The 24,581-nt window shown below is 57.4% G+C and carries 19 protein-coding genes; 11 read left to right on the top strand and 8 right to left on the bottom strand.

Annotation, left to right across the window (positions count from 1 at the left end; translation table 11 throughout):
• Positions 1-49: 49 nt before the first annotated feature.
• From asd to J3P93_RS24975, 3 genes are read right to left on the bottom strand one after another with little or no spacing between them, the layout of a single operon-like run.
• On the bottom strand, positions 50-910 hold the full coding sequence (gene asd / locus J3P93_RS24985) for an archaetidylserine decarboxylase (RefSeq protein ID WP_434592980.1): 861 nt from the start codon (positions 908-910) through the stop codon (positions 50-52).
• On the bottom strand, positions 907-1,743 hold the full coding sequence (locus tag J3P93_RS24980; protein ID WP_434592977.1) for a rhodanese-like domain-containing protein: 837 nt from the start codon (positions 1,741-1,743) through the stop codon (positions 907-909). Before J3P93_RS24980 ends, asd begins: the two co-directional genes overlap by 4 nt.
• A gap of 42 nt (positions 1,744-1,785) precedes the next feature.
• Positions 1,786-3,324: an HDOD domain-containing protein gene (locus tag J3P93_RS24975; protein WP_434592974.1), complete on the bottom strand. Its 1,539-nt coding sequence runs from the start codon at positions 3,322-3,324 to the stop codon at positions 1,786-1,788.
• A 166-nt stretch (positions 3,325-3,490) separates the two neighbouring features.
• Between J3P93_RS24975 and motA the strand changes: the two genes are divergently transcribed.
• Positions 3,491-4,342 (top strand): flagellar motor stator protein MotA, encoded by an 852-nt coding sequence (gene motA / locus J3P93_RS24970; RefSeq protein WP_024011357.1) that lies wholly within the window; start codon positions 3,491-3,493, stop codon positions 4,340-4,342.
• 3 nt (positions 4,343-4,345) lie between these two features.
• A complete protein-coding gene (gene motB / locus J3P93_RS24965; protein WP_434592970.1) occupies positions 4,346-5,386 on the top strand; it encodes a flagellar motor protein MotB in 1,041 nt (346 codons plus the stop codon).
• A gap of 251 nt (positions 5,387-5,637) precedes the next feature.
• Here motB and J3P93_RS24960 read toward each other — a convergent pair whose 3' ends face one another.
• The 4 genes from J3P93_RS24960 to rsgA form a co-directional block, all read right to left on the bottom strand.
• Positions 5,638-6,123, bottom strand: coding sequence for a toll/interleukin-1 receptor domain-containing protein (locus J3P93_RS24960; RefSeq protein ID WP_206414748.1), 486 nt, complete (start codon positions 6,121-6,123; stop codon positions 5,638-5,640).
• Entirely contained in the window at positions 6,123-7,082 is a 960-nt protein-coding gene (locus tag J3P93_RS24955) for a caspase family protein (RefSeq protein ID WP_093105425.1), read from the bottom strand. Before J3P93_RS24955 ends, J3P93_RS24960 begins: the two co-directional genes overlap by 1 nt.
• Positions 7,083-7,084: 2 nt before the next feature.
• On the bottom strand, positions 7,085-7,492 hold the full coding sequence (locus J3P93_RS24950; protein ID WP_090280733.1) for a TIR domain-containing protein: 408 nt from the start codon (positions 7,490-7,492) through the stop codon (positions 7,085-7,087).
• A gap of 209 nt (positions 7,493-7,701) precedes the next feature.
• Complete coding sequence (gene rsgA, locus J3P93_RS24945) at positions 7,702-8,733, bottom strand: small ribosomal subunit biogenesis GTPase RsgA (RefSeq protein ID WP_434592965.1); 1,032 nt, start codon at positions 8,731-8,733, stop codon at positions 7,702-7,704.
• A gap of 107 nt (positions 8,734-8,840) precedes the next feature.
• Between rsgA and orn the strand changes: the two genes are divergently transcribed.
• The 7 genes from orn (at position 8,841) to J3P93_RS24910 (ending at position 21,412) form a co-directional block, all read left to right on the top strand.
• Positions 8,841-9,383, top strand: a complete 543-nt coding sequence (gene orn / locus J3P93_RS24940) for an oligoribonuclease (RefSeq protein WP_053116764.1) — start codon at positions 8,841-8,843, stop codon at positions 9,381-9,383.
• Between the two features lie 374 nt (positions 9,384-9,757).
• Positions 9,758-10,777 (top strand): hypothetical protein, encoded by a 1,020-nt coding sequence (locus tag J3P93_RS24935; protein ID WP_434592962.1) that lies wholly within the window; start codon positions 9,758-9,760, stop codon positions 10,775-10,777.
• A 65-nt stretch (positions 10,778-10,842) separates the two neighbouring features.
• Positions 10,843-11,454, top strand: a complete 612-nt coding sequence (locus J3P93_RS24930) for a trimeric intracellular cation channel family protein (RefSeq protein ID WP_039756834.1) — start codon at positions 10,843-10,845, stop codon at positions 11,452-11,454.
• A gap of 156 nt (positions 11,455-11,610) precedes the next feature.
• Entirely contained in the window at positions 11,611-12,648 is a 1,038-nt protein-coding gene (locus tag J3P93_RS24925) for a hypothetical protein (protein WP_434592959.1), read from the top strand.
• 394 nt (positions 12,649-13,042) lie between these two features.
• Positions 13,043-15,238 carry a hypothetical protein gene (locus J3P93_RS24920; protein ID WP_434592956.1) on the top strand — a complete coding sequence of 732 codons (2,196 nt, stop codon included), beginning with the start codon at positions 13,043-13,045 and terminating at the stop codon, positions 15,236-15,238.
• A 340-nt stretch (positions 15,239-15,578) separates the two neighbouring features.
• Positions 15,579-16,565, top strand: a complete 987-nt coding sequence (locus J3P93_RS24915) for a hypothetical protein (protein WP_434592954.1) — start codon at positions 15,579-15,581, stop codon at positions 16,563-16,565.
• 80 nt (positions 16,566-16,645) lie between these two features.
• A complete protein-coding gene (locus J3P93_RS24910) occupies positions 16,646-21,412 on the top strand; it encodes an RHS repeat domain-containing protein (RefSeq protein ID WP_434592951.1) in 4,767 nt (1,588 codons plus the stop codon).
• Between the two features lie 25 nt (positions 21,413-21,437).
• On the opposite strand, the gene queG is transcribed toward J3P93_RS24910, so the two are convergent.
• A complete protein-coding gene (gene queG, locus J3P93_RS24905) occupies positions 21,438-22,511 on the bottom strand; it encodes a tRNA epoxyqueuosine(34) reductase QueG (RefSeq protein WP_434592949.1) in 1,074 nt (357 codons plus the stop codon).
• Between the two features lie 63 nt (positions 22,512-22,574).
• On the opposite strand from queG, the gene J3P93_RS24900 reads away from it, so the two are divergent.
• Together J3P93_RS24900 and tsaE are read left to right on the top strand one after the other, a co-directional pair.
• Positions 22,575-24,074 carry an NAD(P)H-hydrate dehydratase gene (locus J3P93_RS24900; RefSeq protein WP_434592947.1) on the top strand — a complete coding sequence of 500 codons (1,500 nt, stop codon included), beginning with the start codon at positions 22,575-22,577 and terminating at the stop codon, positions 24,072-24,074.
• Entirely contained in the window at positions 24,062-24,532 is a 471-nt protein-coding gene (tsaE, locus tag J3P93_RS24895) for a tRNA (adenosine(37)-N6)-threonylcarbamoyltransferase complex ATPase subunit type 1 TsaE (protein WP_203420504.1), read from the top strand. The genes J3P93_RS24900 and tsaE overlap by 13 nt, the downstream gene beginning before the upstream one ends.
• Positions 24,533-24,581 lie beyond the last annotated feature (49 nt).

Here is a 24,581-nt window from a genome sequence, read left to right as displayed (position 1 = left end):
AAATGGCGGGGTGCGGGAGCAGCGCAGCGCTGCCCCAGCTGACCTCGAATCAGGCTTTTGGCAATGCCAGGCCCTGGCCCATTTGCACTGGCGAACCGGCCACCAGCGCTTCGGTCCACTTCACTTGATCCGGGCCAAACAGCACGATCGCCGTCGAACCCAGCTTGAAGCGTCCAAGTTCGGCGCCTTTTTCCAGATGAATCGGTGCACGCGCCGCTTCGTTGTAGCGGAAGGTTTTCAATTCACGCTTCGGCGGCGTGACCAGGCCGGCCCAGACGGTTTCGATCGACGCAACGATCATCGCGCCGACCAGAACCACGGCCATCGGGCCTCGTTCAGTGTCGAAAATGCACGCTACACGCTCGTTGCGGGCGAACAGTTCCGGGACGTTTTCGGCGGTGGTCTGGTTGACCGAAAAAATCCGCCCAGGAATGTAGACCATTTCACGCAGGGTACCGGCCAGCGGCATGTGCACGCGGTGGTAATCCTTCGGCGACAGGTAAATGGTGGCGAAGTCGCCGCCCATGAACGGCGCGGCGTTGGCTGCGTCACCGCCGAGCAATTCGAGCACGCTGAAACTGTGGCCCTTGGCCTGGAACACGCGACCATGCTCGATCGGGCCGAGCTGGCTGACCGCACCATCGGCCGGGCTGAGAATCGCGCCTGGGGTCTGGTCCAGCGGACGCGCGCCGTCTTTCAGGGCGCGGGTGAAGAAGGCGTTGAAGTGCTCGTACGCGGTCAGGTCTTCGACCAGCGCTTGCGACATGTCCACCTGATAACGCTTGGCGAACCATTGGGTGAAGGCATTCTTGAACCAGCGCACGCGGCACTCGGCAATGCAGCCGGCCAGGCGCGACAGCAGGTGATGCGGCAGCAGGTACTGGCTGAGGATAAACAGACGCTCTTTCATTGATTTTCCTTGGAAGCTTGAATCTCGACGGGCGTGTCGGGGTGGTTGCCCCATTCGCCCCAGGAACCGGCGTAGCCCTTGACCCGCGGATAACCGAGGGACTTGGCCACCAGATACGTGAAGCCCGACCGGTGATGGGTCTGGCAGTGGGTAATGATTTCTTTGTCTTTAGTGATGCCGAGCTCTTCGAGGATCTGCGGCATGTCGGTGCGGATGCGCAACTGGCGCGCCTTGTCCATGCCGGCAGTCCATTCGAAATTGACCGCACCGGGAATGTGTCCGCCCTTGGCCGCGAGGATTTTTTCACCGGAATACTCCAGTGGACCGCGCGCATCCCAGATCGCCAGATCGGCGGCGCCGAGGCGGCTTTGCAGGTATTCACGGGTGGCTGTCGGCCCTTCGTGCAGTGTCAACGCCACCGGGCCACCGACGGCTGGCGGTACCTGAATCGACATCGGCAGACCTTCCGCCAGCCAGGCCGGCAGGCCACCGTCTATATAGTGGTATTTATCGTGGCCGATCACATCGAGCAGCCAGATGAACCGTCCGGCCCAGCCGCCGCCCTCGTCGTCATACACCACGTAGACCGCATCCGGACGATGCCCCAGCTCACCGAACAACGCTTCCATATCGGCTTGCGCTGGCAGCAGGCCCGGTGCCGGGGGCTGGCCGAGCTGGGTGCGTTTCGGGTCGACAAAACGTGCGCCGGGCAGGTGACCCTCGGTGTAGCGCGCAGGGCTGGTCAGGTCCACCAGGATCAGCTCCGGGGACTCGAGTCGCGGGAGCAGGTCGCTCGGCTCGATGACGAGCGGCAAGCCAGAGAAGTCAGACATGTGAGGTCTCCAGAGCACAAAGGGGAGGATTGTAGCGCAGCCTCATCGGCCGCGGCTGCTAAAGCTGTGCAGGGCTTTTTCGATGCACTGCGCGGTTTTAGCGAAGGCTTGCACGGTGATGTCGGCGAATGGCCCGCCGCCCTGATCGGCGACGACGATCATGATCACTCGGCCGTTGTTGACCAGCGAGCGCAGGAATAGATGTTCGCCACGGAACAGCGTACGCAGGCTCGCCGGCAGCAGCGCGGAAAACTGCGCGTTGTTGTCCGGGGTGATTCGCACCTGCGCCTGTTGCGTCAGCAGGCGTTGCAGCACCTTGCTTTGACTGACAACAAAACTCAGCGCGCCGGCTTCATTCGGCAGGCCGGCAGTCTGGTGCACGCGCAGCGTCGAGTGCGTGCGGTCGGCCATCAGGATCATCACCCGGCGCATGCCGCTGGCCACCAGCGCATTACGTGCAGCGACGGTCAGGCTCATGGCGTTGGTGAAGCGGCTGGGTTCGGCGAGCAGTTCGGCGCATTGCCGACGCCACTGGCCGAGGTCGTCCGACGACGGTGCTGCCGCGGGCAGCATGCCTGCGGGCAAGCGTCGCGTGCCCCACGGCCACAGCAGCGCAACCGCCGGGTGCCACACATCCGGCATGGCGTGTTGGCGCGCGCTGTTCGCCGCTTGCTGGTGCAACTGCTGTTGCACCTCGTCCATGGACATCTGCAGATAAAGGCTGGTCAGGTACTGCCAGCGTTCGCTGTGCGGACTGTCCCAGGCCTGATGCGCCGACAGCGCCAGCCCATTGGCCAGCAGCACGGTATTGGCCGGCTGATTGAGCCAGCGGCGCAGGGTCGGGTCATCGTCGAGGCGGTTTTGCTGGCGTAACGGATGTTCGCTGTCGCGGGCGATACGCAACACTTGCACCAGTTCACGCTGTTCGTTGAGCAGCAATCTATAGCCTTGCTGGACCCAGATCGGCAGGCGCCAGGCTTCGACCAGCGCATCGGCAATCTTCAGCAGGCGCACGCCAAACAACTGCTTTTCGACGAGGTGCGCCGGTTCGCGTTTATGGATCACCCGCAGCTCCCATTCCTCAAGCAGCTGCGGGAATGTCAGCGCCAGCGGCCACAGCGGCGAGAGAAACAGCAGGCTGCCCCAATGGATGTCCTGCCACAGCCGCGCCAGGCGACTGGCAAAAAAGCCGTTGGCCTGTTGCGTCGCGTGCTGACTGATCAATTGCAGTTGGCGCAGGGCTTTGGGGATCTGCATCTGCGGTTCGGCGGGCAGGCGTGCGAGCAGTTCTTCAGTGCGAGCCAGGCCGAGGCGGTTGATGGCGACCTCGAGATTTTCCGCTGGCGTGGCCATGGTGCCGTGGGTGTGACGATTCGCCTCACGCAGGATGCTCAAGGCCAGCGCCGGGCTGTCCTGCATCAGGTCGGCGATGTCGCGCAGCGAGCTGCGATTGTCGCGAATCGCCCGGCACACTTTGTCGTGCGCCGCTTGCGGGACGGGCAGCCGGACGCTGTCGAGCAGCTTGACCCAGCCGTCGAGGGTGGTCGGTTTTGCGTGTGGGACGTTCGTTTCATTAGCCATGTCTGGACGGGATCTTCACTGACTGTAGACGCGCCCGGCATGGGCTAAATTGGCTTTTCGCCTGAACTGGCTATAGTCTGGCGCAGTTTTGCCGATAAGTAGAAGAAGAGATTTTTTAACTTCCGAATATGACCTTGAACCCGACTTAAGTAAGTACTTTCTACCTATGGCTAAAATTATCGGCATCATCGTCGTATTCGCGAGCGTGCTCGGCGGATACGTGCTCTCCCACGGCAAGATTGCCGCCCTGATCCAGCCCTTCGAGGTGATGATCATCGGCGGTGCGGCATTGGGCGCGTTCCTGCAGGCAAACCCCGGTTACATGACCATGCACGTGCTCAAGAAATCCCTGAGCATGTTCGGTTCGCGTTTCACCCACACCTTCTATCTGGAAGTGCTCGGGCTGATCTACGAGATCCTCAACAAGAGCCGCCGCGAAGGCATGATGGCTATCGAAGGCGACATCGAAGATGCCGCCGCGAGCCCGATCTTCGCCAAGTACCCGGCGGTACTCAAGGATGAACGCATGACTGCGTTCGTCTGCGATTACCTGCGCATCATGTCCTCCGGCAACATGGCTCCGCACGAGCTCGAAGGCCTGTTCGACATGGAGCTGTACAGTCTTAAAGAAGACCTTGAGCACCCATCGCATGCGGTCAACGGCATCGCCGATGGCATGCCCGGTTTCGGTATCGTCGCGGCGGTACTCGGTATCGTGGTGACCATGGCCTCGCTGGGCGAGGGCGACCAGGCGTCGATCGGTCTGCACGTCGGTGCGGCGCTCGTCGGTACGTTCTTCGGTATTCTCGCGGCGTACGGTTTCTTCGGCCCGCTGGCGCACTCGCTGGCTCACGATGCGAAGGAAGAACTCAACGTCTACGAAGCCATCAAGGCCTCGCTGGTGGCCTCCGCTTCCGGCATGCCGCCGTCGCTGGCGGTCGAGTTCGGTCGCAAGGTTCTGTATCCGGCCCACCGTCCAAGCTTTGCCGAGCTGGAACAAGCCGTTCGCGGTCGTTAAGAAATGGAAAATAATCAGCCGATCATAGTCAAGCGCGTCAAGCGCATTGCCGGCGGGCACCACGGCGGGGCGTGGAAAATCGCCTTCGCCGACTTCGCCACCGCGATGATGGCGTTCTTCCTGGTGCTGTGGCTGCTGTCCACCGCGACGCCGGAACAGAAAATCGCCATCGCCGGTTACTTCAAGGACCCGGTCGGCTTCTCCGAAAGCGGTACGCCGTACATCATCGATCTGGGCGGCACGCCGACCCTGGCGCCGGAAAATACCCTCAACCCGGAAGTGAAGTCGCAGCCGCAACCCGACAAGGTCACGGTCGACACCGAGCAGGTTGAAGGCATGGCCGAGCAGGTCGAGAAGGAGCGTCTCGAGCTGTTGCTGCAAGAATTGCAGAACAAGGTTGACGAGAACCCGCAGCTGCAGAAATTCAAGGACCAGATCCTCTTCGAGATCACGCCGAACGGCTTGCGCATCCAGATCATGGACGCCGAGAACCGGCCGATGTTCGACTCAGGTTCCGCACGTCTGAAGCCGTACTTCGAAGACATCCTGCTGGCGATGGCTGACACGATCAAAGCGGTGCCGAACAAGATCAGTATCAGCGGTCACACCGATGCCAAGCCTTACATCGGCAGCGGCGACTACGGCAATTGGGAGCTGTCGGCCAACCGCGCCAACGCCGCCCGGCGTGCCTTGGTCGCTGGCAGCTACCCGGATGCACAAGTGGCGCGGGTGGTCGGTTATGCCTCGTCGGCGCTGTTCGACCGCGAGAACCCGTTCAACCCGGTCAACCGCCGTATCGATATCGTCGTGCTGACCAAGAAGGCCCAGGCGGCCATCGAGGGCGCGCAAGGTGCCGATGCGGCCAAGCCAGCGGATCAGAGTCAGAACGGTGCTGCACCGGCGGCGCCTGCTGATCCGAACGCATTGCCGGCGGATCAGCAACCGGTGCCTGCGCATGAACTGCGTGAGCGGCTGAATCTGTTTGATGATGCCGCGCCGAAGCCGGCCGAGCCGGGTGGAACGGCGCCAGTGCCGAAGCAGTGATTGAAAAAAAACCGGCAGCGATGTCGGTTTTTTTTCGTGGTTTTTTCGGCTTGAGAAATGCTCTGCCGCGAAGATCTCAGCCCCTCACCCCAGCCCTCTCCCGAGGGAGAGGGAGCCGATCTTCAGGGATTTTAAAATCAGAGTTCGACCGTGATATCTCGAGTCTGCGTACCCCTTGAGCGCGGCGCGGTCGGTCCCCTCTCCCTCCGGGAGAGGGCTAGGGTGAGGGGCTCTTCAGGCATGACAATGGTCTAGAAACCGCGCCGAATCCGGTTCTTCAGCTGTTCATGAAAGAACTCGGCATTGCGCTTGTAGGTGCCCTTGATCGATTCATTGATCGAATCCAGCGCCATCGAGCGTTTGCTCATGACTTCATCGCGATAGGCGTCGATGAAAAAATCCAGATCGCTGTTGGTACTCAGCTTCGGCCATTTATCCAGATACAGCGGCAACTCCGCCGGGCCGGTCTTGAACGAGCAGATCCGTCGGTTGCTGATGGTCGCTTCACCAATCTCGAACGGCACCCACCACGACAGCGCCGTCTTCTCTGAAACCACCGCCAGCAAATGCGTGCACTCGGTGATGTTGCGCGTGATCACCCCGGTGATGTCATCGGTGGTCTGCGATTCCGGGTCGAGCACGTCGAGGTAAGTCTTGATCTTCGCCTGGGTCAGACGGGCATTGATAGCGATCGCATGGGCGCGGTCCATGTGGCGGTAGCTGATGAATACGGGCATCAGAAATGTCCTTTGATGGCGAGTTCACGGTAATACGCACCGAGGGCCGTCAGGCGGCAACCGGTGGAGTGGAGGGCGGCGTAGTACATGTGTTCGGCGTCGACCGGCTCGATCAGGCTGTGGCGGTTGCATTTCTGCAACTGGGCGAAGATCTCGCCATGCTCGGCCACGAACGTCGCTTCGGTGGGTTCATAGCTGGGGTCCAGTGCGAACACCGACTCGGCTTCGGCGAACCAGTCCGGCAATTTGCGCAGGATTTCCTTGGGAATCAGCGGCGAGACCTCGCGCAGGGAAATGAACTGCGAAACATTGGTCTTGAAGACCGGCCGCTGCTCCCAGGCATCCAGCGCGTTGTCGACAAAGGAATACAGGCTGCCGGGGGTGATCTTGCCAAGAATATTCGCCGCACCGCCGTGCAAGGCTTGCAGCAGCAGGCCGGTAAATACTCCGTGCTGCGCGCCTTCCATGGCCGGCTCCTCTTTTTTGCAGGCAGTCAAAATGCTCATGCCTTCGCCGATGGTGCTGCTTTCGCTGCGCAAGGCGCGCACTTCGCCGGCCGAACCGCTCTGACAGCAGTCGAGGATGATTACCTTGTTTTTGATGCGCGTGGCTTTGGTCGCCCAGTTGAGAATGTCGCTGATGCGGATACCGTCTTTCGCGTTGCGGTAGTCCTGCGGTATCAGCATGCCCTCATCGGTGCCGGCGTCAAAACCACCGTGACCGGCGAAATACAGCAGGGCGACATTGCAGTCGCCGGAAAACAGCTCGCGGATCTGATCCTCGAGTCTTTCGCGGCTCAGATAATCCTCGGCGGACGTCAGCACTACATTTTTGAAATTGGGGTCGCCATTGGCGTTGGTCTTGAGCACCGAAGCCATGGCCATGGCGTCGTTGCAACAGCCACTCAACCCGGAAATATTCGAGTAATCGTTGATGCCGATAAACAGTCCCTTGCGCATGCTCACACCGCCGTATGCAGACGAATCGCACTGACGATGCTGTTGGTGTTCCACGCACATTCGGCGTGCGCCGCATTGCGCACCACGGTCGAGATGCGCTCGGCGCCGAACGGTTTGATCGCGATGATCACTTTGCCCATGCGTTTGGCGATCTCGATTTCCTTGTTGATCCACTTGCTGTAGGTCGAATACATGCCAGCCATGATCAGCACCGCCGAGCAGGGACGAATCTTGTTTTCGATGGCTTGCTCAAGCTCCTGATCGGTGCGGGCATCAAGAATCGGATTGTGCGTTGGCACTGAAAAATTCTTGTAGGTAAAACCCGGTTTCGCATTGAGCAGGCGCACCAGATTGTCGTGGGCGTGGGCGTAGCTCCACGAATGGCTGATGAACAGGTGATAGGTTTGCATGGCGTTCCTCGGAGATCGCAAGAAGCGAAAGAGGAACCGAATGTAGGCATCTGGAACGCGCTCACAAGGTCTGCGCGGCAAAACAGAAACGTCTTGCAAGCAGGCGTGCGAACGCCCTACAGCGAAGTCTGACGTTTAAAAGAAGCGGGGAAGATCAGGCGCAGACTGACACGCGGCAGCCCCGCGCAAGAGGCTGCCGACAGGCCTGTTTAATAGCCGTTTTCAGGCAGGCTGGCGATGATCGAGCGGTAGCTGTTCATCCGTTGCTGCTGGATGCGCCCGTCTTCCAGCGCCTTGAGCAGCGCACAGCCCGGTTCGCGGTCGTGCTTGCAGTCGCGGAAACGGCAGGTGCCGAGCAAATCGTCGAATTCGATGAAGCCGGCTTCAACATCGGCACGGCTGACGTGGCCGAGGCCGAATTCGCGGATACCCGGCGAGTCGATCAGTTCGCCGCCGCCAGGGAAGTGGAACAGCCGCGCGGTGGTGGTGGTGTGCGTGCCCTGGCCGGACAACTCGGACAATGGCCCGACCCGGGTTTCAACCTCGGGCAGCAAGCTGTTGACCAGCGAGGACTTGCCGACGCCGGACTGGCCGACGAACACGCTGATGCGTCCGTCCAGTTGCTGCTGCAGCTGTTCCATGCCGTTGCCGTGGTGCGCGGAAACTTCCAGCACCGGATAACCCAGCGTGCGATACACCGCCAGCAGCGCGTTGAGTGCCGGGGCGTTCTGCTCGTCGATCAGGTCGAATTTGTTCAACAGCAGAAGAGGGCGGATGCCGGCGTGTTCAGCGGCGACCAGATAGCGGTCGATCAGGTTGGCATGCGGCTCGGGCAGCGGGGCGAAGACGATGACGATCATGTCGACGTTGGCCGCTACCGGTTTGAGCTGACCACGGCTGTCCGGGCGGCACAGTTCGGTGCTGCGCGGCAGTTGCGCGACGATCACGCCGATGCCCTGGTTGCCGGCGCGCCAGACCACTTTGTCGCCGGTTACCAGCGCTGGCAGGTTGGCGCGCAAGTGGCAGCGAAATACCTGGCCCGCCAGTTCGCCGTCAGCGGCCTCGACTTCGACCTGCACGCCAAAGTGCGCGATCACCAGCCCGTGTTGTTCAGGGCCGAGGTCACCGCCCTCGAGGGCTTCGACCGCCGAGGACTCGCGTTTGGCGGCGCGGGCGGCGCGCTCGCCCTGAATCTTTTCGATGCGCCAGTTTTGACGACGATTGAGTTGGCGTTTGGCCATGGGTGTTCCGTCTGAAGAATGCAGCGATTAGGTAAAACGGCCGCGAGTTTAGCACGCCCGGCCAGCGGCCTAGGCTAAACTGCGCTGCATTGCCTAGGAGCCCGAATATGCAAAACCCGCAGAACCTGATCTGGATCGACCTGGAAATGACCGGTCTGGACCCGGACAACGACGTGATCATCGAAATGGCCACCATCGTCACCGACAGCGACCTCAACACCTTGGCCGAAGGGCCGGTGATCGCCATCCACCACAGCGACGAAGTCCTCGCGCGCATGGACGAGTGGAACACCCGCACCCACGGCAACTCTGGCCTGACCCAGCGAGTGCGCGACAGCCGCATCAGCATGGCCGAAGCCGAAGCCGAAACCATCGCCTTCCTGGAAAAATGGGTGCCGAAAGGCAAATCGCCGATTTGCGGCAACAGCATCTGCCAGGACCGTCGCTTCCTCTATACCCACATGAAAGCGCTGGAGAGCTACTTCCACTACCGCAACCTCGATGTTTCCACGCTCAAGGAGCTGGCTGCGCGCTGGGCGCCGGACGTGCGCGACAGCTTCAAGAAGGGCAGCACGCACCTGGCGCTGGATGACATTCGCGAATCGATTGCCGAGTTGCAGCATTACCGCAAGCACTTCATCAAGTTCTGATGGGGTATGTGCAGGAGCTGCCTGGGGGGGCTCCTGCATTGATGCATGTCGCTCGCGCCGTGTCGTGCCAGCGTAAAACGCGCTGGTGGCGCTTGCCACTGATCGTCGACATTTGTCGCAAATGGCCCGCCGTTAAACTTTCGAAGCAGTTGTTATCTATTGTAACTGTTGCTAAAGGCTGAACTTGAGTGTTGATCGGAGTTTAATGTGCGCCGAAATGTAAGTTCAGGTTCGTCATTTTAATAAAGTGATGATCGCTTTCTCGTGTTTTATTACACATTTTCAATATGTGTTTGATTTGCCTCGTGCTATTACTTGCGCTCTATTTCGAGTCGCGAAGTGTTCGAGACTCAAGTCTGGCGGGGAAGAAATTCATGAGTGAACAGTTAGATTCATTACAAGGACAATCCGACCAGTCGGGTGCAGCGGAAAGTATCGGTAGTTTGGCCGTAAAGTTTGACGGCGGTGGATTCAGTCGAAACAAAGTTCTATATGCCAACGGGCGCATGCAGGTTAAAGTTCAGGTCGTAGTGTCTGGTCTGGATCGCGACGGTGACGTCGTTGCGGTTTCCGACGAGGTCATGGAGAGTATTCGTCTCGTTCACTACGACAGCGGCAAAACCCTGCGCAATGGCTGGCAAGCCAGCGCAGAGCAGGGCCGTTTCACCTTGGCGGTAGCGCACACCGCCACTGTTGCGGAGGATGATGGAGACGAAGATTCTTCGGGTCAGCGCCGGGTCCGCACGTTCTGGGTTTCCAGCGACAATGTCGAAACTATCCAGATCGGTGCGTCCATAAAGTTTGATAACACAATCATCCGCAGCAACGGCACAACGCTGTCGAGCAGGCATGACAGCAGCGTCAGCGTTGAGGCCATCCTGCCGGTTACCTATGCGGTGGAGCAATTCCGTTGGGAAGACGTCTGGTATGACGGTGGGTTTAGAAATCAACGTATTTACAAGTATTACCTCGGCCTGTATCCCAATTTGCAACAAGTCAAGTTAGTGGACTGGATTGCTGAAGACTCCATCAGGAATGCTGTTTTTGCCTTCGGTAATAAAATCAACGCATGGAATGCAGCGTTCCAGGCAGGCATTATGGTTCGCCCGGACCGGCAAAGTCTTGATGTGTCGTTACCATTTACCGATACCTCCGGTTCGACGCCAGACTCCATCAAATATAGTTATCATGAGAAGGACTATGAGGTTCGAGTCAACGACCGCGTCGGAGAACTGACTGTTGTCCAATTACTGTCTCCAACTGCACGAGACCAACCGCCGGTCGATAGATCGGAAGTTTTCCGCTTTACCGCTCTGGATCACTTTGGTACGGAACATAAGCTGGCTATCCGCACTGACTTCAAAGAACGAAGCTTCAGGCTGGAACGAGGCTAACGTCATCTCTTTTGATACCGGTGCGAAGTGGCTAGACTGCGCGCCTCTCTGCCGGGATCGCCGCCATGTTGCTGATGCTCTATCTGATTGCCATTACCGCTGAAGCCATGACCGGGGCTTTATCTGCCGGTCGTCGCGGCATGGATTGGTTTGGTGTGGTGCTGATTGCCTGCATCACAGCGTTGGGTGGCGGTTCGGTTCGTGATGTGCTGTTGGGGCATTACCCGCTGACATGGGTCAAACACCCGGAATACCTGGTGTTGACCTCGGTTGCGGCAATGTTCACCGTGTTCACCGCGCGCTGGATGCGCCACCTGCGCTCATTGTTTCTGGTGCTCGACGCAGTCGGTCTGGTGGCGTTCACCCTGATCGGCTGCATGACCGCGCTGGAAATGGGCCACGGCATGCTGGTGGCATCGGTCAGCGGGGTGATCACCGGGGTATTCGGTGGCATTCTTCGCGATATTTTCTGCAACGACATTCCGTTGATTTTTCGGCGCGAACTTTATGCGAGCGTATCGTTTGCTGCAGCATGGTGCTACATGCTGTGTCTTTATCTAAATGTCCCTGGCGAACAAGCCATCCTGATTACGCTGTTCGGCGGGTTCTTGTTACGTCTGCTGGCAATACGTTTTCATTGGGAAATGCCCAAGTTCGTTTATAACGATGAACACTGAGATTTTTTATCTTCAGGTATGACTCTGTCGCTCGACAACATTGCAAGGGTATGTTTCTTACATTTTTCATTTTGCCGACTTTTTTAAAGTGATGTATTTCTCTGCATCGCATCTGCGATGTCAGCCATTAATATATTTCTTCAAAGGGTTTTCGTCATGAGTGAAAGTATCGAAACTGCAAGCGACCAGCATAATATCCCTCTTGTGCTCGAGGCTATTTCCAGATTCAGGGTCAAGTTTGATGCCGCTGATAGCAGTCACAACAAAACGCTGTTCGGTAATGGCCGAATGCAGGTCAAGGTGCAGGTGCTGGTTTCCGGGGTGGACGCCAACGGCAACGCAGTACACGTCCCGACCGATGTAATGGAAAGTATCGAACTGATTCATTACAGCACCGGAAAGACCTTGCGCGACGGTTGGACGGCCAGTACCGAACAAGGGCGTTACACCCTTGAAACGCAAGGCTCGTTCAATAGTGCAAATGTTGACGACGAGGGGGCAGAAGAGGACAGCTTACATCCGCAGGTCCGCACGTTCTGGGTGTCCTCGGCAGTCGCCGGAACCACCCAGGTCGGCGCCCGTTTGCTCCTCAATGGGGTAAAGGTTCTTAGCAACGGCACCACGCTTTCCAGCGTTCATGACAGCAGCGTCACCCTTGAAGCGAAAACGCCTGTGACCTATGCCGTTGAACAATTCCGCTGGTACCAGACCCGTCGCGGCAATGAGCACTATGGCAATCGTATCTTCAACTATTATCTGGGACTCTATCCGCATGGGCAGCAGATCAAACTGGTCGATTGGACAGTAGGTGGAGTCGAAAAAGGTGCCGATCATCTGTTTGCAGGGGGGAATAAGCTCAACGAAGCAAAAACCAATTATATGAAGGTCTTTCTGGTTAGCCCCGAAACGAAATCCTTATTCGTATCCTTGCCGGCGAAAGGCGATCCTTTTGCGTATGCCTTTCTTCCTGATGCCCCGTCCTGGAATGACGAGAATTATCAAGTCAGGGTCAATGATCATGATGGTGAGCTGACCGTCATGCAGGCCCTTTCCGAATATTCGATCACATCTGTGGGTCGAAGCAAATTTGGAGGCACCCTTCACTTTGTTGCCATTGATGAATACGGTACTGAGCATAAGCTCGCGATTCGAGTTAACTTCTACGAGCGTAATTTATATCTGGAACGAGGCTGATCCCCGACCTTACTGATGCAGTGTCGGCGGATGCAACAGATGTATATATCCTTGTTTGCTCCAGCTGTCGGTAAGCTGTGATGTTGAAAGACCGGGTATTGCATCAACAGTGCTTTACTTATATCTGGCGTTGGCACCTGTGTCTTGCGGAGCCAACGCAACACCACCTCAAGGATGAGCACTCATGGCTGGAAAACCGCCAAAGATCAAACCTGTTTCCCTCCCCATCAAAACGCCTGACCCGATTGTGGGCGGGCTGCAGAGACCTCCGGCGGCTTCTGCGCCTTCACCGCTTCCAATACCGCATCATTCGGTGCCATTGCCACCCTCACCGAGGCCAGACAGGGTCACGGTGCGGCCTGCAAACCCTGTCATGATCCCTATGGATCCGGTCATGAGCGAGGGCTTGATGCTGACCACGAAGTCTTCGCTGGTAAATTACGGTCTACCTGCACCTGAATACCTCGGCGAGGCCGATGCGCAGGGCATCCTGTCACTGAAACAGCGCCAATATGTTGCTGTTACCGATGACATTATTGTGCAAGTGGTGGTGGACGCCGAGACCGGTCTGTTTCGGGCTAAACAGGCGCGAGAGCTGAAGCCTTCCGGTCCATTGATGACGCGCGACAGCGAGGGGCGATATTGGCTTGCGCTGGAAAGTGGCGACGTCATCTTGCCGAATTCCTCAGTCGCGCAAATCGCAGAGCTGTTTCGCCGTGCAGGAGGTTCCGTCACGCAATTTTCAGACATTACCGTTGCACGCGTGCTCGCAGTCACTGGAGTTGACGTACCCGTGTTACGTGATGTGCTCACTCGCAAGCTTCCTGCGCCATTTTTGCTGGAGGACTCCGTCAGACGATTCGAGCTTGACCAGCAAATTCAGGCAATAGCGCGAACAGCCGATGAGCGCTTGACGCGCTTCAAATCCATTGAAGATGCTTTTGAGGCCGATTGTGATGAAGTTACCTTGCGCATGCGCCGTTTTTTTCCGGAACTGCCGAAAACCGCCGCTCAGGCGATCTGGCGCGATACCAGTGCTGCCGAGCGTTTGCATATGCACAACCAACCGGGCCTGCCGCGATCAGTAGCAGAACAGGCACTGATGGCGTTGCGAGATGTGCGGCTGGCGAGAGCGTGCGAAGGCATTTATCTGGACTCGGTATCGAGCCTGGACAGTGACCGGCTGGCGTTGCAGATGATCGGGCGTCTTGCTGCCTGGCCCTCGACGGTTCGTGTCGAGATCAGGCAACGCGTGGATGGCGACGTTTTGAGTGCTATCGGCGATGCCCGATCAGCGACTCGTCATGTACTGATCCGTCGACAGGAAGGCTATGTCACCCAGCACAGCGGAGAACGGTTACCTTTTCAGGTGAAGGATTTGTACTCAGTAGTCTGGGGGCTGTTGCTCCCTCAGCAGCGTCAACTGCTGGGCATCAGTGACGCTCCGGCGCTGCGGCGATTGATCCGTGCACAGCCGTTGCCATCACGCCAGGCTGTGAGCGAATGGCTGGGGCTCGGACCGTTGCCGAGCGATGTCACTCGTGCCACTGCGCAGCACAAGCAAGCGGGACAGTTGCGAGGCGGTGGCGACCCTGAATCACCGAGGTCCTTCGAGGATCGTGTACGCGATCTTTATCCGCAGCTTTCGGATGAGGAGGTGAGTTCGTTTGTCGCAGAACGTTTGAAAAGTGATCCTGCGGGCGTATTGACCCGCCTGGAAAAAGAATTTGCGACATTGCGTCATGAATTGGCGATATGGAATGCCAATGGGGCATCACCTCATGCGCAAACGTCGGGACCAGAAGGCGCGCCGGCAGCCGCCGGACAACGCCAGGCTCGCGAGCAGTTCAGCGCAAGGCTGCAGGATATCTGGCAGCGCAAGTCGGTTTCGAAGTGGGACGACGGAGACGATTGTTTTTCTCACTATGTCGACTTTCCGGGTGAGTTACCAAAACTGTTCGTCCGTTTTGAATATGTAACAGAGCTGCTATTGACCGCAAATGAACCGGGCGCACGGTTGGGCGCGTTTCTTGACAGCTTTCCCAATCTCCAATATTTAGGGGTCGTTGGCATAAAAGTAGAGGAGTTTCCGTCAGGCATATTTCAGATGCGCCAGTTACGCGAACTTACGCTGGACGGGTGTTCACTAAAACTGTCCGAGAGCACAGCTGAAGGATTGTCCAGAATCGAAACGCTGGGCCGATTGAACCTGGCAAATAACCCTCTGACGGTTGCTCCGTATGTAGGCCACATGGCAGGTCTGACCGGATTGATGCTAAGCAACGCAAATCTTTCCAGCGTTCCTGCAGGCATAGATAAGCTCAGGAAGTTGGGCGTCATGGCGCTGCATAATAATAATATTTCCGATATTGGAAATGAGTTGTTCGATATTCCGGATACCCAGAATCTGTTCGTTGGTTTGTTGGGTAACCCGCTGAGTGACGTTTCGAGGCAACGAATTCATCAGTATTTGGAAAATGCCAGTCTGGATCGCAAGGTGAAAATCCAGTCGGAGGATGTTGTTTTGGAATCTGACTCCGATAGTGAGTCTTCTGAAAGCGGATTTTCGACTGGCTCGGACGACGACTGAATATTTGTGAAAGTAACCGGATCTTGTTTTCATAACATACCCCGACAGGAATAAACTGCCTGGCGGCTCCCCTTCTGATTCGGCACGTTTGAATTCAGCAGGGGAGAGTGTTCATCGGGAGCCGGAGTCAAAGGGGCAGGAATGGCATTCCTGAAGTCTGTATCGTAAGGTTTGCGGTTTTTGGATCTATAAGTTTTTGTAAAAGTTGTTTGTGGTGGTGTTGAGTTATTGTCTCTTCACAATTTGTCGAATGTCGCGGCTGTTCTTATTTAAATCGAGCCTCAATACTTTGCTGAGTCCTCTAAAGGATGAAATCTATCAGTCAGCAAGGTGGTGTTAAATGTTTGATGAACAAATTGGTATTTCCCGTATCGAGGTAAAACTTGATTCCGCACGTTCAGGCCAGCACAAAGTGCTTTATGCAAACGGTCGTATGCAGGTGCGTGTATTGGTGCTTCTGCACGGCGTCGATAACAATGGCGACGGCGCGTCGCTGTACGGTCATCCCGGCTTGCAATCACTGCGATTGATTGCCTATAACGGCGCGCGGCCGCTGGAGGGAGACTGGAGTGTATCGCTGCAAGAGAATCGTTATGCTCACGAAATGTCGGGTGGGGAAACGCGCCTGACAGAAGTTCCGCGTAGCACGGACCACCGGATAAGCGACCCCTCTGATCCGGTACAGATTTTTCAGTACTGGGTTTCGGCTTCCAGACCTGGAATCATGGAGGTGGCCGCCGAGATCTCCATGGACGGCGTGGTATTGCGAAGCAACGGAATCGGTTACGACAGCAGTGTTACGCTGGAGGCGATTCCGCCGAAAAAATATACCCAGAGCAGTTTTTCTCTTCATAAGTACGGCACGTACAGCGAAAGGGTGTACGAGGAGCGAATTCAATATTTTCATCTCGGACTTCACGCTGATGGTCGTCAGATCAACTTGCTTGATTGGTACAGTAATGCCATAGCGCTTAATCCGTATGATGCTGAAGATGCGGTAATGGTGTACTCGTCAGGTACGATAAATCACAACAGTGGCGGCGGCAGAAGTTTTTATGGTTATCTGGCGCCGATCTATGGGCGTTCGGCCTCGGTCAAGACTCCTCTCGGTTATATCACTTTTCCGATTAACGATGTTCCGGGGGTGTTGACCCTTGTGCAGCGCACTACGCTTCAGACAGAGGAAAAGCCGGGCAGCGACGGTGCGTTTGAACTTGCAGTTATTGATGAGTTCGGTTCGGAGCACTGGCTTGCTATTGATGGTGATATAGAACAGCGGACTTTCATTCTAGGTGAATCGAAGCGGTCAACAAAGCAGTTTCCCTGATTTCAGGCGTGTGGTCAGCGATTATTCGCTGAGCACCGTGACCTGCCAATATCTATATCTGAAATAACGGAGATTTTTCTATGGAAAATAATTCATCTTCCGCTGTTCAATCAAACGCTTTCAATTTTGGTGAGTTTGTTTCCGGAGGCGTCGATCCGCGTACGGGTATGTATACGTGTTCCTTTTCGTTGGGAAAGTTGCATTCGTCGGATTTAAATGGTCCTGAGTTTGCACTCTCACTGGGCTTTAATCCGCTCAATCAGGCAGATATCGGTTTCGGCATTGGCTGGTCTTTAACCCTGACGAATTACGACTTGCGCAGCAAAGTCATGACACTGTCCAGCGGCGAGCGTTACCAAGCTGTCGAGACGCCTGGCGGTTTGAAGTTCAAGGAAATGAAACTGCAAACGGCAAAGGTGCTGGTGACCGGACCAGGACGCTATGAAGTTCGATACAAGGATGGTCGGCGCGAACTGCTCAAAGTCCTCGCTGGCACTCAAGTCGCCGTAGCGGAAAAAATTATCGCGGCAAACGGTGTGAGCATCGCGTTTAAGCATGAGTTGTTCAACCAGTTTCCCAGGTTGAGCGAAGTCCGTGACGCCAAGCGATGCTTGCTGAAAATTACCCGCAATGCAGGTCAGGTAACATTGACCCGGCACCCCGATACTTCTTCCAGTTCCGCCTACAAATTGATTTTGAGGAACGCTCGGGTAACGTCAATCGAGCTTCCGGTCGGTAAAGGTTGGGAGCTGGAATATGAAGTCATCGATGAAGCCAGCTATTTGCATCGTGTGGTCAATCCATTGCGCGGCGTGGAAATCATTCGCTACAAGCGACAAGGTCACCGTTTCGTAAGTGATGGGGAAAAGACCCTGCCGTTTGTCATTGCTCACGATGCTTACCCCGGGCGCGGCCAACCCAGACTTTGCAAGACATACACGTACTCCGACCATAACTTCCTTGGTCAGGGCCTTCTCCCGGTCAAGGGTAATGACCTGGATCCGCTCTATCTGGCCCCCGGTCACTACGTCTACTCCTCGGACGAGCAGTTGGTGGTAAAAGGAAAAGTACATACGCGCATTAAACGCACCTACAACAAATTCCATCTGTTGGTGGCTGAAGTCACAACCTGTGGCGACGCCCAGATCGCCACCGCTACCGAGTATCACTGCTCGGTCACCAAGCCTTTCAATGAGCAGGTGGCTCAGTTCCGCATGCCGAAAGTCCATACAGTGACTCACCTTGATCGGCTCACCCAACAACAGCGTGTGGAAACCACCGTCACCGAGTTTGATCAAGAAGGCAATTTGCTCAAGCACGTCGAGCCAAGTGGAATGACGACCACGACAGAATTTTATCCGGCAAGTGGTGGCGATGATTGCCCGGAAGATCCGCTGGGTTTTTCCAGATTCCCTAAAAAGAGGACGGTCACCGCTGCCGCGTCGGGTGATGCTGCGACAGTCACGTACTACGACTATGCCCTGCATCCCGCGCTGGAAGGCGCGGAACTGGCCTGCGTGTTACCGGTCGGGGAGCGTTTTTTTGAAGTTGTGGAAGGTGTCGAGCTTTTGCGTTCGAAAACCGAACGCAGTTATCTGAACTCGCCAAAGGACCCCCTCAAGCACGGGGCCACGAAAGAACAAAGTTTTACCCTCAATGATAAAAAAACCTCCACCGCATTCTCCTATGAGCTTGAGGGCGACAGATTGCGGGTCAAATCCAGCACGCGCGGGTTTGACGATGCACTGCAGATCAGTGAAAAGGTGCTCTCGACGCTAACCGGGGTGCAAGTGTCGGAAGTCGGTGTCGATGGCGAGCACATCGAGCATGAGTACGATGCGATCGGCCGGGTAGTGCGCAAAACGGTTGCGCCCGGCACGCCCTATGAGGCCACTACGCAATGCGCCTATCTGGCCGCCAGCCTGGAGCAGCCTGCCACGGTGGTGATCACCGATCCCGCCGGCGGCGAACAGCGAGTGACCTATGACGGTCTGGAGCGAGTGATCACCATTCGGGAAAAGGACTGCGACCATCCAGACAAGGACGGGCTTATCCAGAGTCGCATGCTGTATCTGGCTCAGCATGATTCGGTCGGACGCAAAGTAAAAGTGACGCTGACCGATTGGCGTGACGGCAAGCCTTACCCTGCCAGCACCCGCTACGAGTTCGACTCCTGGGGTCAGGTCAGCAAGACGCTGCATGCCGATGGGCGAATTGAACGCAGCGAAGCGGATCCGGTACTTCGCCAACAAACCAGTTGGCTGCAGGGGATGGGCAAGACCATCACCCTCGTTAATGACTTCGGTAAACCGCTCAGTGTCGAGAGCTTCAATCGGAAGAACAAGAGTCTCGGCAAAACCGTTTTCACCTACGACGGATTCGGACGCACAACCAGCGAGACAGATCCTGTCGGCAATACCACTCGATATGAGTACGACGTTTTTGACCGGATAATCCGCACTGTCCTGCCTGATGCCAGCGAGGTGGTCACTGACTACGCCGAGCACAGTGACGAACAGTTGGCGATCGGCATCAAGGTCGATGACAAAACGTTGGGGCAGCAAACGTATGACGGTTTGAGTCGTTTGATCCAGAGTACCGTGGGCGGGCGAAAGTCCGAGGCGGGTTACGAAGCGGGCTTCACTCAGCCTCAGTGGTACAAGACTGCTGATGGCAAAAAAACCGAATTCACCTATCTGCGTGATCTGGGCGGTTTGCTGACGGAGCGCAAGGCAGGAGAACTGGTCACGACCCTGACTTATGACCCCGTCAGTGGCAATCCCTTGAGCTGTACCGAAAGCGGCAGGCAACGCAGTTTTAGCTATTACCCTTCCGGACGCCTGAAATCCGAAACGACGACCTTCGGCACTATCACAAAAGCAACGTCCAGTACCTGGTCCCTGCAGGGGCGACCAGTCACCCATGTCGATGTACTCGGAGCCGAAAGCACATCCGCGTACGACGCGCACGGCCGCCTGCTGACCACCACGCAGGGTTCGTTGAAAACCGAATTCCACTACGACATCCAGACCGGGATGCTGGGCTGGACGAAAACCGAAGACACATCGATCAAGCGTCAGATGATCACCCGGTTTGCCTATGACGATATCGGTCGTGAAACCCGCCGTACATTCGAGATTCAAGGGCAGCCTGACCAGACGCTGGAATCGACTTACACGCTTGCAGGCAAACTGGCGCAGAAGGTGTCCAGGCGCGGCACGCAACTATTGCGTGATGAAAAGTTCACCTACGATGTGCGCGGGCGTTTGATCCAGTATGACTGTGCCGGTACCCAAAAGCCCCGCGATCCGTATGGCAAGGAAATTGTTCAGCAGAAGTTCACCTTCGATGCGCTGGATAACATTCTCACGGTGCAGACCAAGTTCCCGCTGGGCCTAAACCTGACGACCTTCAGTTATGACAATCCAGATCCGGTACAGCTCAGCGCAGTCGAACATTCCCATGTCGACTATCCGCCGGCAGTGACGCTGGAGTACGACGTTAACGGCAGGATGATCAAGGACGATCAGGCGCGAACTCTGGCCTATGACGCGTTCGGACGTCTTGAGCAACTGTCCGGCGCAGGGGAATCAGTCATTCGTGGCTACCATTACGACGGTTTCGACGATCTGGTTGAACTGTCGCAACCTGACGAGGTAACTACGCAGCGTTACTACTATGCAGGCCGGGTCGCCAATGAGGTAAGTGGTGAAAATTCATCCAGTGTTGTGCGTCACGGTGGCGCGCTTGTAGGGCAACAGCAACTCGGTTTGAACGCCGGCGCGCAGCTTTTTGGCACCGATCAGCAGCAAAGCGTGCTGGCGACGCTGGGCAAGGAACAGCTCACCGATTGCGCCTACAGCCCTTACGGCCATCGCCCTGCCGAGGGGGGGTTGTTCAGTCTGGCGGGGTTCAATGGCGAGCAGTTGGATCCGGTGACCGGTTTGTATCTGCTGGGTAACGGTTACCGGGCCTATAGTCCGACACTGATGCGTTTTCTCGCCCCCGACAGCATGAGTCCGTTCGGCGCGGGCGGATTGAATGCCTACAGTTATTGCCTGGGCGACCCTGTCAATCGTGTCGACCCTACCGGGCATATTTCCTGGCAATCAATATTGGGCATCGGGGCGAGTATTCTAGGGATCGTTGCGAGCGTGGTGACGATGGGCGCGGCGACGCCGTTGGCAGTGGCGGCGTTGGGGCTGGCGGTTGCTTCAGGCCTGGCGGGTATTGCCAGCGAGGTGGTCAATGAGCTGTCACCGGGTTCTCAAGCAGGCGAGATACTGGGCTGGATCAGTTTCGGTCTTGGGCTGGCTTCGCTCGGTGCAGGTTTGGCGGCGGGTGCAAAAGCTGCGGTGAATGCTGGCAGGAAGATGGCTTCCGCCTTTAGCAAAGGGCTCAGTGGCAAGGGGGCAGGCAAAGCGGGGCAACATCTAAAGAAGGGTGGAAAAGGCGCCAGGGCTGCGGCCAAGAAAGCCGATGCTCCCGTGGAGGAGGCGGCTGATAGACCTTGGCAATTGATCCGGCCCGATTCAGAAGACTACCTCTATGCCACTCATAAGACGATGGCCGACGAATTCTTCGGGCTCGTGGAAAGTGATATGTCCCCTCTCCTGGCAGCCAGGAAGTCCAGGATGTATTACGAGGAATTCGGCGCAGCCGGCGATGGAAGAAAAGTAACGCATGTTTTTTTTGCGGCCTCGAAAGGACGTGGAGAGCGTATTTATCTTCTGGAGGACAGTAAAGAGAGAGTTTGCAAAGTCCTGCAGGCCGGTGGCCATTGGTCCGACGGGGAGACCAACGCAATAATGAGATCGGCCAAAAATATGGTTACAACGCGTATATGAGCACGCTGATACTTTGCTTGCCCTTTTATGGGTGAGGAGGTCTGGAGTGCTGTTCCAGCGCCCACTCTACATGCTCTCTAACCAACTCTGACGGATAATCCCGTCGCGCCTTCAACGCTTCCAGCACGGGGATCGTTGAAGGCGCGTTGCCCAGCCCCACCGCCAGATTGCGCAACCAGCGCTCATACCCGGCACGCCGCAACGGCGAACCTTCAGTGCTGCTCAAAAACTTCTCTTCATCCCACAAAAACAACTCCGCCAGTTCGGCATTGTCGAGGTTGTGCCGTGGCTTGAAATCGCTTTCACCTGAGGGCTTGGCGAATCGGTTCCACGGACAGACGATCTGGCAGTCATCACAGCCGAACACGCGATTGCCAATCAACGGCCGCAACTCTTCGGGAATTGCGGTTTTCAGTTCGATGGTCAGATAGGAAATGCAGCGCCGTGCGTCCAGCACGTACGGGCCGACGAAGGCGTTGGTCGGGCAGATATCCAGGCACGCAGTGCAACGGCCACAGTGCTCGGTGCTGTGCGGTTCATCCACCGGCAACGGCAGATCGACGAACAATTCGCTCAGGAAGAAGTAGCTGCCAGCCTTGCGATTCAACACCAGGGTGTTCTTGCCAATCCAGCCCAGCCCGGCCTGTTCGGCGATGGCTTTTTCCAGCACCGGCGCGCTGTCGACGAAAGCACGAAAACCGAACGGGCCGATTTCGGCCTGAATTTTGTCGGCCAATTGCTGCACACGTTTACGGATCAATTTGTGGTAATCGCGGCCCAAGGCATAACGCGACACGTAAGCTTTTTCCGGTTGCGCCAGCATTTGCGCCATTTTCGTGTCACCCGGCAGGTAGTCCATGCGCAGCGAGACCACGCGCAACGTGCCCGGCACCAGTTCCTCGGGATGCGAGCGTTTGCTGCCATGGGCGCCCATGTAGTCCATTTCGCCGTGGTAGCCGGCCGCGAGCCAGCGCTCGAGGTGCTGCTCATGCTCGGCGAGGTTCAGGCCGCTGATGCCGACTTGCTGAAAGCCCAGCTCGCGGCCCCACTCCTTGATCGATTGGGCGAGAGCGGGCAGGTCTGTGGTGATGGCGGACATGAGGCGAGAGAAACCGGAGCTGAGGTGCGTATAATTCTGCCAGACATCGGAGCCCGAAGACGCATGCCGCAGACGAAAGATGAATTACCCGACGCACTGTACGGCGCCGCCCAGGTGCGTGAACTCGACGCGCGGCTGATTGCCGCCGGCACGCCGGGCTTTGAATTGATGCAGCGTGCGGCCCGGGCGACCTGGCGCGCGCTGGTGCGGCAATGGCCGGACGCGAACGAACTGACCGTGCTGGCCGGGCATGGCAACAATGCTGGCGACGGTTACCTGATCGCCGCACTGGCGTTGCGCGCTGGTTGGGCTGTGCGTGTGCTGGCAGTGGGTGATCCGCAGCGCTTGCAAGGGGATGCGGCGCTTGCCCATGCAGAGGCACTGGCCGCAGGCGTTGCAATGCAGCACTGGACTGATGACAGCGAGCTGCGTGGTGTGCTCGTCGATGCATTGCTTGGCACAGGCTTGAGCGGCGAGGTACGCGAGCCTTATGCGGCTGCGATCAACGCGATCAATGCCAGCTGCCTGCCTGTTGCGGCGGTCGATATCCCTTCCGGGCTTTGCGCCGACACCGGGCGAACCTTGGGTGTCGCGGTGCGTGCCGATCTCACGGTGACGTTTATTGGGCTGAAGGTCGGCCTGTTCACTGGCGACGCCGCCGATCACATCGGTGAGCTGGTGTTCAATGATCTGCAGGCCAGCGCCGACATTTATGCTGACATTGCTGTCCGCGCCCGACGCCTCAACCCGGCTAATCTTTCGCGACCAGCGCCGCGCGCACCGACGGCACACAAGGGCCGCTTTGGTCATGTGCTGCTGATCGGCGGCGATCACGGCTTTGGCGGAGCCATTTTGCTCAGTACGCAAATGGCCCTGCGCAGCGGCGCGGGCATGGTGTCGCTGGCAACGCGTCCCGAACATGTCCCGGCTGCGCTGACCCGGGTGCCGGAAGCCATGGCCCTCGGCACCTCGTCGGCCAATCAGTTGATGGGTTTGCTGGAAAAAGTCTCGACGCTGGTTGTCGGTCCGGGGCTGGGGCAGGCCAGTTGGGGCCGCGCGTTATTGTCCGCCGCAGCCAACGCATCCTTGCCGCAGGTGTGGGACGCCGATGCGTTGAACCTGCTGGCCAGCGGCTTCGTTCAATTACCCAAGGATTGCGTGATTACCCCGCATCCGGGCGAAGCGGCGCGGTTGTTGGGTATCGGCACCGCCGAGGTGCAGGCGGATCGCCCGGCGGCAGCGCTGGCGTTGAGCAAAAAATATTCAGCTGTGGTCGTGCTCAAAGGCGCAGGCAGCCTGATCGCGCATCCCGACGGGCGCCTTTCGCTGTGTCATCAAGGCCATCCGGCGATGGCCACCGGCGGCCTCGGCGATGTGCTGGCCGGTTTGATCGGCGCACTGCTGGCGCAGGGCATGGAGGCTTTCGCTGCCGCAAGCCTCGCCGTGTGGCTGCACGCCAATGCTGGCTTGCAACAAGGCAAATTCGGCCGTGGGCTGGCGGCCAGTGATCTGATTCCAGCCATTCGTCAGTTGTTGGAGGAGCAAGCACCGTGTCTGAAGTAACCCTGTACCTGGCCGATGAACAGGCAATGAGCGACTTTGGCGCACGGATCGCCCGTGTGACGCAGGGCCATGGCCTGATTTTTCTCGAAGGCAACCTGGGCATGGGCAAAACCACCCTGTCGCGCGGCATCATTCGCGGGCTGGGGCATGTCGGCGCGGTAAAAAGTCCGACCTTCACCTTGGTCGAACCCTACGAGATCGGTGACACTCGTGCCTTCCACTTTGACCTGTATCGCCTGGTCGATCCGGAAGAACTGGAGTTTCTCGGCATCCGTGACTACTTCGAAGACGATGCCCTGTGCCTGATCGAATGGCCCGATAAAGGTGCAGGCTTTTTGCCAAAGCCTGACCTGACCATTACCATTAGCCCGCAAGACAGCGGGCGTTCGCTGAAAATTTTGTCCCAGGGCTCGCGTGGCGAGGCCTGGTGTGCCGCTTTGGCATTGGAATCCAATTAAATGATGGGGTTTGGTATGCGCTTTCGCGCGTTGGTGGCTGCCGCTGGAC

The organism is Pseudomonas sp. R3-57 (assembly GCF_051132065.1).
Classification (GTDB): domain Bacteria; phylum Pseudomonadota; class Gammaproteobacteria; order Pseudomonadales; family Pseudomonadaceae; genus Aquipseudomonas.
This window is presented reverse-complemented; position numbering and strand designations above follow the sequence as displayed.

Bases quoted from the DNA above. Each gene is read 5' to 3' on its own strand.
- asd (WP_434592980.1), bottom strand. From the start codon at position 910: ATGAAAGAGCGTCTGTTTATCCTCAGCCAGTACCTGCTGCCGCATCAC.
- J3P93_RS24980 (WP_434592977.1), bottom strand. From the start codon at position 1,743: ATGTCTGACTTCTCTGGCTTGCCGCTCGTCATCGAGCCGAGCGACCTG.
- J3P93_RS24975 (WP_434592974.1), bottom strand. From the start codon at position 3,324: ATGGCTAATGAAACGAACGTCCCACACGCAAAACCGACCACCCTCGAC.
- motA (WP_024011357.1), top strand. From the start codon at position 3,491: ATGGCTAAAATTATCGGCATCATCGTCGTATTCGCGAGCGTGCTCGGC.
- motB (WP_434592970.1), top strand. From the start codon at position 4,346: ATGGAAAATAATCAGCCGATCATAGTCAAGCGCGTCAAGCGCATTGCC.
- J3P93_RS24960 (WP_206414748.1), bottom strand. From the start codon at position 6,123: ATGCCCGTATTCATCAGCTACCGCCACATGGACCGCGCCCATGCGATC.
- J3P93_RS24955 (WP_093105425.1), bottom strand. From the start codon at position 7,082: ATGCGCAAGGGACTGTTTATCGGCATCAACGATTACTCGAATATTTCC.
- J3P93_RS24950 (WP_090280733.1), bottom strand. From the start codon at position 7,492: ATGCAAACCTATCACCTGTTCATCAGCCATTCGTGGAGCTACGCCCAC.
- rsgA (WP_434592965.1), bottom strand. From the start codon at position 8,733: ATGGCCAAACGCCAACTCAATCGTCGTCAAAACTGGCGCATCGAAAAG.
- orn (WP_053116764.1), top strand. From the start codon at position 8,841: ATGCAAAACCCGCAGAACCTGATCTGGATCGACCTGGAAATGACCGGT.
- J3P93_RS24935 (WP_434592962.1), top strand. From the start codon at position 9,758: ATGAGTGAACAGTTAGATTCATTACAAGGACAATCCGACCAGTCGGGT.
- J3P93_RS24930 (WP_039756834.1), top strand. From the start codon at position 10,843: ATGTTGCTGATGCTCTATCTGATTGCCATTACCGCTGAAGCCATGACC.
- J3P93_RS24925 (WP_434592959.1), top strand. From the start codon at position 11,611: ATGAGTGAAAGTATCGAAACTGCAAGCGACCAGCATAATATCCCTCTT.
- J3P93_RS24920 (WP_434592956.1), top strand. From the start codon at position 13,043: ATGAGCGAGGGCTTGATGCTGACCACGAAGTCTTCGCTGGTAAATTAC.
- J3P93_RS24915 (WP_434592954.1), top strand. From the start codon at position 15,579: ATGTTTGATGAACAAATTGGTATTTCCCGTATCGAGGTAAAACTTGAT.
- J3P93_RS24910 (WP_434592951.1), top strand. From the start codon at position 16,646: ATGGAAAATAATTCATCTTCCGCTGTTCAATCAAACGCTTTCAATTTT.
- queG (WP_434592949.1), bottom strand. From the start codon at position 22,511: ATGTCCGCCATCACCACAGACCTGCCCGCTCTCGCCCAATCGATCAAG.
- J3P93_RS24900 (WP_434592947.1), top strand. From the start codon at position 22,575: ATGCCGCAGACGAAAGATGAATTACCCGACGCACTGTACGGCGCCGCC.